The sequence below is a fragment of the Microseira sp. BLCC-F43 genome, from assembly GCF_041929235.1.
Taxonomy (GTDB): Bacteria; Cyanobacteriota; Cyanobacteriia; order Cyanobacteriales; family Aerosakkonemataceae; genus Microseira.
Genome location: NZ_JBHFNP010000286.1, coordinates 24,968 through 33,430, shown reverse-complemented (window position 1 = coordinate 33,430; position 8,463 = coordinate 24,968). Strand labels below are relative to the sequence as shown.

Sequence of the window (8,463 nt, the reverse complement as noted above, 5' to 3'; positions counted from 1 at the left end):
TGTGCAAGACTTTGAGCGTTTCCTTGGCAGAAGAAATTTGTTCGCTCTCAAAAGAAGAAATCATCCAGCGTAATTTTCACTGAAAGAAAGCGCCAAAATCAGAAATTAAGGAGAATCAAGAATGGATAATAGCTTTCCCCTCGAAAATCCTTCTATCTCTCGCCGCCAGTTGCTCAATTTTCTCACTGGTGCTGTCGTCGCCTCTACTGCCTCTGCTGCACTTTATCCAGTAGCCAAATATTTTATCCCACCAGCTGAAAGGGGCGAAGCAGGAACTATCCTTGCCAAAGATATATGAGGCAACCCCATTCCTGGGAGCCAAATTCTAGCAGAACCAGCCGGAACTCGCGCCTTAGTAGCTGGGTTAGCTGGCGAACCCACTTACTTAATCCTGAAACAGGACGGCACTCTCGACAATATGGGAATTGTCGATAACTGCACCCACTTGGGTTGCACATTTCCTTGGAACGAACTCGACCAACAATTTCAATGTCCCTGTCATGGTTCTCGTTATAGCGCAGATGGTGCCGTAGTGCGTGCGCCAGCACCTCTGCCGCTCAAATTAGTTCACGTGGCACTGAAGCCACCCCATGCCGTCCATGCGAGGGGGTTCACGCCTCGCTTTCAACCTTTCCCTGGCTCTCCCTATTACTAGGTACAACATCGGTGGGTCTCAGTATCAGGAATTAAAACTTTTGTGGCGACCCGCTCTGACTGGAGGAAAACTTCCAAACGAAGAAGGAACTTGCCCATCTAATCGCAGGTTAGTTTTTTCGGTCGCCTGTCTCCTTGCCGCCAACAGGAGCGCTTGGGCACCCGACCTTGCAATATCTGCTAGGTCTACCTGGAGCAGGTCGTTCTCTACAAATCTTGCCAAAAAGGCAGAATACAAGTCTCTCTGACATAAAACTCCGCATTCACATTTGTGGACTCTAGTCCTTAGACTTTTCTTTTTTACTCCTTTGCACTGATGGCAAGTTTGAGATAGTTTAGTCTTAAATGTGGAGAATTCAATCACCGTTACGCCAGCACTTTGGGCCAAGCATTTTAAGCGAGATACAAATTCTCTAGGGAAGCGAAGACCGACCGACTTTCCAAATAGCCTTTGTCAAGCTTTGTCGGAAATTTTTTCTAGTTTGATTGTGTTTCCCAGTCTCAGAAGTTCATGAACCAACCTCGCGTGTAACGACTTGCGATGCGCTGCCAATTTTCTTTCCTGGTTGGCCTTAGCGCTCCTTGTTGCTCGATAAGTTTTAGAATCGTTCCACTTTTTGCAACCTTTTTTGACGGTTCCTTTCTTCTTTTTACCTTTAACATCAATAAAGTGGGGATTGTAGTTATCTGGATTGTTAGCCCTCCTAGATCTCTCCATCCTTCGTTGCCATCGCCGTATCTGTTTCTCAACAGATTTTAGTTCTGGGGCGAACAAATCTAATTTAGCCTCTGCTTCGGAGACGATTGCTATCGTTGACGGCCGGATATCTAACCCAACCACACCAGAACCAATCTGGTTTTTAGGTTTGATAAATGGCTTGCCTTCGCAGACTAACTGGGCGTAGTAACGAGTCTTGTTGTTTAAACGTCGGCGTACCAGTCGTACATATTTAATTCGACTGCTCAACCCATGAAGGATTACCGGATCGTTACCTTTAAGGTAGGGTTGAAGCTTGAGCTTTCCCCACACCAATTGCTGTTGATGCTATTCTTACCCGGTTGTGTTAACTTTCCCTTCTAAGGAATCTAGTTGGTTTCTACCTTTGAATCTGACTTTTTTGGCAATGCCAAAGACAACTTTCTGCGATGCGTTGAATGCGCGGGTTGCTAACTTCTGCGCTGTGTTTTAGTCTATATTTTCCCCTATCCAAGAGCGTCTGATGATAGTGGCGAAGGCGTGCCTGCTGTATTCATCGTATCCGTAGGCAGCGTTGGCATCGGCGAAACTTTTCTGCCTCTCCTTTTTGTTGGATTTAATTTTTCTCGCTGATTGGTATAGCTTTGATTGCTTGACCAAATTTAAACGTCGCATTGCCTCGCCGAGGCAGGCGTTATAAAGTTGCCAAATATCTTCAAACTTAGACGACAAAACCCTCTCGTCTGTAGCCGATACTACGAGTGGTATTTCGGTTACAAACGAGAGGGTTTTTGTTTGGCTTGAAGCTTTTTTGGTCGCCATACAAATTGTCGATTTTGTAATATCATAACATCCAATATTGACTGCGATTAAAATCGACCTAGCACATCCGACCCATGTCTTTAGCCCGGAGGCATCTGTGCGCGTTTTCGGGTGAAAGACAATGCAATCTGGATTTCGCCTTGGACGGAAATTGACCTAGCACAGGCACAACTCCTTGGTGGGTTTAACAAAAAATCAATACTACAGGACTTACGCACTACGAGCTGATCGCCAAAGTTTCTGAGTCATATGATGTCCGCCAAATCACCCATAATTAAAACTCAGAGCGTCACCGTGTCACCGCTCTCCCAAGTCATTCCTAACTATGGGTATTCAAGCGGACATGATATCAATCTCTGGTTGCCTCACCAACGATTTTTCTTAGAAACTTTGGTGTTTGCGTAAGTCCTGTACTAAATATTTCCGATGGCGGTCAAATTTTGTTACAGTTCTTTACAATAAAACCCTCGATGGGTGATGGACGATCGATATGGAAAAGGGAGAGGATTTGCTTTCCCTCTCCCTTTTGCACCTGGTTTAAGACTTTGCGGCTGACGGTCAAGCTGCTTAACCTGCTAGGTATTCCCGCACGTTGGCACGGTGACGGCGCAGGTGGTCGAGAGCTTGGCGTTCGAGTTGGCGCACTCGTTCGCGGCTGAGGTTGAGTTGTTCGCCGACTTTGGCGAGTGACAGGGCATTCCCATCGGTCAAGCCGAAACGCAGGGTGAGGACTTGCCGCTGCTGGGGGGTCAATCCGGCTAAGAGATCTTCGAGATCCTGGCGCAGGGACTCTTGGGTGATGAAATTTTCTGGGGATGGCCCTTCATCTTCCAACAGGTCTTGCAGTTCGGTGTCTTGGTTGTCTCCCACGCGCACGTCGAGGGAAACTGGTTGACGGGCAATCGTCAGGTACTCGCGGATCTGCGCGGGTTCTAACTCCAATGCGGAGGCAATTTCAGCGGGAGTGGCGCTACGACCTAGCTGTTGGGCTAGTTCGCGCTGCACTTTCTTGATTTTGTTGAGTTTTTCGGTGATGTGGATCGGTAGCCGAATCGTGCGACCTTGCTGGGCGATCGCTCGCGTGATCGCTTGTCTGATCCACCAGTAAGCGTAGGTGGAAAACTTGTATCCCCGCGTCGGGTCAAATTTCTCTACACCCCGTTCTAACCCTAATGTTCCTTCTTGGATCAAATCCAAGAATTCCAGGTTACGCTTCTGGTATTTTTTGGCGATCGCTACCACCAAGCGCAGGTTCGCTTCAATCATCTTTTGCTTGGCGCGCTGACCCCGACGGACAATGTCGGCAAGCTCGGTTTCGCTTAGACCCACCTGTTCTGCCCACTCTTTCTCGGTTGGTTTGCGGCGCAGTTTTTTAGTCAGGGCGTCCTTTGCTTCCATCAGGTGCATCATTTGTTGCACTTGCTTGCCAAAGACAATCTCTTGTTCGCGGGTCAGCAGGGGCACGCGACCAATTTCACGGAGATAGGTACGAACCATATCTGCCGTGAATTTGGTGTTGGCAGTTTGGTTTTCGGTGTTAACAGTTGGCATGGATGCGTATTGACCTTTTTCAACAAATAAGGGATCGGTGGGTGGGCGAGGAGCTTTGGTCTGGACGCCTGACTACTAAGAGCCTATCTGAGCTATCTGTAACGATTCATCCTGCCATAGGTGTAGTAGTTGCACTGCCCCCCATTCCATCAGATCTGCGTCTCGATCGGGAGGCTTTGCTTCAGTTTTTCCCCTCCTCCAATTGCAACTCGGTTGAATCGTTTCTATGGAAGGCGGCACTTAGATCGGAATCCTGGGTAAAGCCTAGTTCTGCTTCGCTCACACAACTCGAAGTCGCTATGACTTTACCTACTATCATTCTATACTAGACATTTAGACCATGCTACAGATAAAAAGTTTGTCCTTAGGTATAATATTTCCCAAATATACTTTGAACTATTGCAGCGGGGATCCCAATTTGTTTTAAGTCTTCTTAAGAAAGTTTGGGATCTAGCTCTCAATACTACTATTTTCGACCAGTTATCCCTGGGCGTCCAGATATTAGTCATGGGGATAACCGAAATGGTCAAAGCCCGTCAGGTCGGGATATCCGCCTTTTGGGTAATCGGTAATGGGTAATTGGTCATGGGCTGGAATTGGCATTAGTAGGAAATGTAATTAATACCATATTCAAACCTCAATGTCAATAGCCTTAGAAGCCTAAATCGGATTTGGCGGATTCGGCGGCGGCGAAGACTTCGTCGTCGGATTTTTCGTCCCAGGGGGTGTCGCCGATTTCTCGGTAGAAATTTTCGTCGTAGGGGCGAGTGCGGACGACGACGGGCATGGGGACGGCGTGACCTAAAATTAAGGCTTGTTGCTTGGAGTCGAGTTTAGCTAAAACGGATCGCAGGCTACCCGCGCCGGAGACGCCGGTAAAGATGGCGTCGATGTCTTTTTCGTCGTTGAGTAGGGCGGTGATGCGAGTACCGATTTGGGACATGACTTCGTTGTCAATTCCAGAGGGGCGCTGATCTACCACCAAGAGGGTGACGAAGTATTTCCGCATTTCCCGGGCGATGGTGCCGAAAATCGTTTGGCGGACAACGCTAGAATCCAGGAAACGGTGGGCTTCTTCAATCGTGATTACGAGTTGGCGCGGGCGATGGCTAGGATTTTTCGACTGCAAGAATTTTTCGGCTTTGTGGACGTAACTGGCGTGGATGCGGCGGGATATCACGTTTGTTGCCAGCATATAAGACAGCATGTTGGATTGGGAACCAAATTCAATCACCACATGCTTCCCGGCGTTTAAAGATTCTAAAATCTGATTGATATAATTTTGGGGAGTTGCAGTTCGCATGTATTTTAGGTCGTCCAAGCGCAAGAGTTTGCGTTGCAGCGCCATAATCGAGGACTTGTTACCCCGCTTTTCGTCGCAGAACATCTGGATTTCGTCGTTAGTCATACTCAGCAACTGGGTAATCCAAGATTTGCCAAACTCGTTACGCAGAATAATGGCATTTTCCAAACTGGCTTCAGAAAGATTTAATTCTTGCCGCACCAGCATGATATCTTCAACTTCCAGCTGGTCGTAGCTGAGATAAAGTTCGTGGGCATCCCGCACGCCGCGACGCTTCGTAGATTGGGGGTCGAGGGTATATACTTGCACTTGGTTGGGGAATAGCTGACGCAAGCCTTTAACCGTACTGAATTGCTTGCCTTCGCTGACGGCTTCCCAGCCATATTCCGAGTGCATGTCAAAAATCAGATTAACCGCAGCTTGCTTGCGGATAATCCCCGATAGCAACAGTCGCGTCAGGAAAGATTTCCCCGTCCCGGATTTACCAAACACGCCATTACTGCGTTCGACAAATCGGTCTAAATCGATACATATAGGCACATCCATATCCAAAGGTTGACCGATAGCAAAGTTGCGACGATGGGGGTCATCTTCCCAGCCAAAAACGGCGCGGAAGTCGCGCTCGCTGGCGTCGTAAACTTGGCTGAAGTGGCTGGGAATTGTTTTAACTGGCAGCAATTGGCTATTGTCGCTACTTTGGGCTTCAAACGATGCCAGATTGGATTTTTTAGCGCTTTTTTTCCCGTTGACCTTGCCATTTTCTCCCGCTTCGTGAGGCGTAAACATCAACATGGGAGAAAGTTCGAGCGTGCCATAAGTGCTGCTACCAGCGAGAACTTCGCGCAACAAGTCGTCGTTGGGGTCTGGTGGATCTGCAATAATACGATTACTGGAAGTTCCTAACGATACATCGGTAAGGAGGCAGAAAAAACGCGAGCGCGCGCCTTCCACGATCAAAAACTTACCCACCCGCATCTCTTCCACCGAGACATCCGGGTGCAGTCGTACTTCCAATCCCTCACTGAGGGAACCTTGAATAACCGAACCTAAGGGTTTATGTAATGTCATGAATCCAATTAGTAACCCTGTGGCCTATCTTATATCTTTGAGCGCTTCAGCGGTGATTTTGCCTTTGTAGAGAATGGGAACCCAGAAATTTTCCCACGCGCCACAAATTTGAGCAACTCCTCTGGGGGGAAGTTCGATTAATAACTCAAGTTGCTAGTTACATCCCTTGGTAAAGAAACTTTGGTGAGTGGAAAAAATCGTGGGTTTTGACGCTAAAGAAACTTTGGTGAGCGAAAAAATCTTGGGTTTCTGGCGAGAAATCTGGGAAGAAACCCGGTTTCTGACTCTGAAATTCTGGAAAAAATCGGGGTTTTGACGCTAAAGAAACTTTGGTGAGCGAAAAAATCTTGGGTTTCTGGCGAGAAATCTGGGAAGAAACCCGGTTTCTGACTCTGAAATTCTGGAAAAAATCGGGGTTTTGACGTTAAAGAAACTTTGGTGAGCGAAAAAATCTTGGGTTTCTTGGCAGAAATCTGGGAAGAAACCCGGTTTCTGACTCAAGAGCAAACTGCGAATGAATCCAATTACCTATTACCTATTACCTATTACCTATTACCAACTTATAACTAGCAACTTGCGTTAATAAATATTCCATTTTTACACAATTTTTTCTCTTTCATAAATTTCCGCTTGAGGCAAATCTTTACCCAGTACGGATTCCATTTCACGTGAGAGAATTATTTGAGAGTTTTTGTCTAGCCTTATCTGTCGATCAACTTGCTCTTGAGTTAAAATTACTTTGACTATATAAATTGATAATATTTCGAGTACAACCTGAAAAGCATGATAGGGTATTGATGTCAATTTAAACCCTGGAATGTGAATATATTTACCCCCATTTTTATGCTGATACATATAGCGAACAGGATTGTCATCGCGTTGCGCCGCCTCTAGATCGTTGGCAGGTTTTCGACCGGGATACACTTGAACAGCTGTTTTGAGTTTAACATCTTCAAGTTCTTTGACCCAAGGAATCCATCTAGAAATGTCATGTTTTATAGATGCCAGAACTTCTGTTTCAGTCCTCCCCATTATTCTCTCCACATTTTGCCACCATTCTGTCGGGATATTTTTTTGAACTTCATCCAAAGGAAACTCGAATTCAGCTTGGTTATAATGGGTTACATAAAAAATAGCTATAAAACCATATCCCACCTTAATTATTCCTCCATATTGACCTCGAATCAGTATGGTAATTAAAAAACTTTCTTCGAGTGAGGGCATCTGCAATTTAAGGGCTGAAGGAATCTTGTACAATCCATTTATTGATGTAATTGCTATTTATAAAACCCTCGCATAACCCGCAATTAACGTATCAAAAATCAGCGAATTACTGGGAGCAATTTTGAGTTCAAACCCTTGGTTATTTATGTCAATATTGTATACTCTTTGACCGCAGTTAACTTCCAACATTTTTTGACCCGACACAAGGTCAATTAATTTAATCATGTGACAAACATACTCACCGATATTTAACACAGATTGTCTGACTTTAACTGCCCCAGCGAAAGGATTTTTCTCTTTGTCAATAAGCCAGTTATTGTTTATGTTGGTAAGCTCGGCATTAAATAAATAATTTATCCCATCTTCATCTATTATTTTTACGATATCTTCTGGCTGCCCCCAAAAATTTTCATCTGGATAGTTTTCTAAATGTAACTTATAAATCTTTACTAAGGAAGCAGCAACATCCTTGAATGTCACCCCCTCTTGGTTGATGGCGGTATTTTCTTTGTCATTGGGAACTAAATAATTTATCTGGCTATCTCCAAAAACTTCTAAATAAAATACCTTGACAAAAAAGCTGTTCTAAAGTTTTTTGATGTCCAACATAAACAAAATGATGCAAAATTACTGTATTATTAATCGAAGCTCCTCGACTGTTAAAAGGCTTTGATTCAGCTTCAAAAATAGTTACATGAGCAATTCCTAGTCTAGCCAAAATACAGGCTATTGATACTCCCATAGCACCGGCTCCAATAATGGCTATTTTTTGTGCGTGCTGGGGGGGATATTGAATACAGTTTGTCCCATAGGTTTCCTGTTTGATTAAATATGGCTCTACCGTAATTAAATTTAATTGAGATTAGCCAATTTTTTTTGAATTTTCAACTTAAAATTAATTAATAAATATAACAGTATTATCCTGACTAATTGTTCTTACTTTTCTTACTTTGTGGATGCTACAACTTTAGCGACTCCAGAGGCCAGAAGCCCGGTTTATTCGTCGATCTCTGGTTACCTTTCCCAAGGATTTTTCGGAGAAACCGGGTTTCTTTGTGTAAGTGCTATCCTCGTAACTGAGGTATTTGCTCAAGGGTTGTTCCAAACAGACTAGAGTCCTTTAGCTGACAATCAATTTTGCTCG

9 protein-coding genes and 2 pseudogenes are annotated in these 8,463 nt (G+C 45.0%); 3 read left to right on the top strand and 8 right to left on the bottom strand.

The genetic code is table 11. From position 1 onward, the window contains the following. Positions 1 to 121: 121 nt before the first annotated feature. Positions 122 to 655, top strand: a pseudogene (petC, locus tag ACE1CM_RS38735) (cytochrome b6-f complex iron-sulfur subunit). A gap of 24 nt (positions 656 to 679) precedes the next feature. Here the strand turns inward: petC and ACE1CM_RS38730 are convergent. The 5 genes and pseudogenes from ACE1CM_RS38730 to ACE1CM_RS38710 form a co-directional block, all read right to left on the bottom strand. Further along, positions 680 to 1,057: pseudogene (locus ACE1CM_RS38730) on the bottom strand (zinc ribbon domain-containing protein); the annotation flags it as partial. Between the two features lie 51 nt (positions 1,058 to 1,108). Then, positions 1,109 to 1,687 (bottom strand): hypothetical protein, encoded by a 579-nt coding sequence (locus ACE1CM_RS38725; protein WP_374884256.1) that lies wholly within the window; start codon positions 1,685 to 1,687, stop codon positions 1,109 to 1,111. Positions 1,688 to 1,840: 153 nt separating this feature from the next. After that, the gene (locus tag ACE1CM_RS38720) at positions 1,841 to 2,173 is read right to left on the bottom strand and encodes a hypothetical protein (RefSeq protein ID WP_374884255.1); all 333 of its coding nucleotides are present in this window, start codon (positions 2,171 to 2,173) and stop codon (positions 1,841 to 1,843) included. A gap of 567 nt (positions 2,174 to 2,740) precedes the next feature. After that, positions 2,741 to 3,724, bottom strand: coding sequence for an RNA polymerase sigma factor, RpoD/SigA family (locus tag ACE1CM_RS38715; RefSeq protein ID WP_226579893.1), 984 nt, complete (start codon positions 3,722 to 3,724; stop codon positions 2,741 to 2,743). 652 nt (positions 3,725 to 4,376) lie between these two features. Next, positions 4,377 to 6,095, bottom strand: a complete 1,719-nt coding sequence (locus tag ACE1CM_RS38710) for a helicase HerA domain-containing protein (protein WP_374884254.1) — start codon at positions 6,093 to 6,095, stop codon at positions 4,377 to 4,379. 187 nt (positions 6,096 to 6,282) lie between these two features. On the opposite strand from ACE1CM_RS38710, the gene ACE1CM_RS38705 reads away from it, so the two are divergent. Then, positions 6,283 to 6,411, top strand: coding sequence for a hypothetical protein (locus ACE1CM_RS38705; protein WP_374884253.1), 129 nt, complete (start codon positions 6,283 to 6,285; stop codon positions 6,409 to 6,411). A gap of 122 nt (positions 6,412 to 6,533) precedes the next feature. After that, positions 6,534 to 6,665, top strand: a complete 132-nt coding sequence (locus tag ACE1CM_RS38700) for a hypothetical protein (RefSeq protein WP_374884252.1) — start codon at positions 6,534 to 6,536, stop codon at positions 6,663 to 6,665. A gap of 27 nt (positions 6,666 to 6,692) precedes the next feature. Here ACE1CM_RS38700 and ACE1CM_RS38695 read toward each other — a convergent pair whose 3' ends face one another. From ACE1CM_RS38695 to ACE1CM_RS38685, 3 genes are read right to left on the bottom strand one after another with little or no spacing between them, the layout of a single operon-like run. After that, positions 6,693 to 7,319 carry a hypothetical protein gene (locus ACE1CM_RS38695; protein ID WP_374884251.1) on the bottom strand — a complete coding sequence of 209 codons (627 nt, stop codon included), beginning with the start codon at positions 7,317 to 7,319 and terminating at the stop codon, positions 6,693 to 6,695. Between the two features lie 57 nt (positions 7,320 to 7,376). Beyond that, complete coding sequence (locus ACE1CM_RS38690) at positions 7,377 to 7,799, bottom strand: hypothetical protein (protein ID WP_374884250.1); 423 nt, start codon at positions 7,797 to 7,799, stop codon at positions 7,377 to 7,379. Between the two features lie 58 nt (positions 7,800 to 7,857). After that, positions 7,858 to 8,085 carry an FAD-dependent oxidoreductase gene (locus tag ACE1CM_RS38685; protein ID WP_374884257.1) on the bottom strand — a complete coding sequence of 76 codons (228 nt, stop codon included), beginning with the start codon at positions 8,083 to 8,085 and terminating at the stop codon, positions 7,858 to 7,860. Positions 8,086 to 8,463 lie beyond the last annotated feature (378 nt).

Coding starts and splice junctions, on each gene's coding strand:
- ACE1CM_RS38695 (WP_374884251.1), bottom strand. CDS start 7,319: ATGCCCTCACTCGAAGAAAGTTTTTTAATTACCATACTGATTCGAGGT.
- ACE1CM_RS38715 (WP_226579893.1), bottom strand. CDS start 3,724: ATGCCAACTGTTAACACCGAAAACCAAACTGCCAACACCAAATTCACG.
- ACE1CM_RS38720 (WP_374884255.1), bottom strand. CDS start 2,173: ATGGCGACCAAAAAAGCTTCAAGCCAAACAAAAACCCTCTCGTTTGTA.
- ACE1CM_RS38710 (WP_374884254.1), bottom strand. CDS start 6,095: ATGACATTACATAAACCCTTAGGTTCGGTTATTCAAGGTTCCCTCAGT.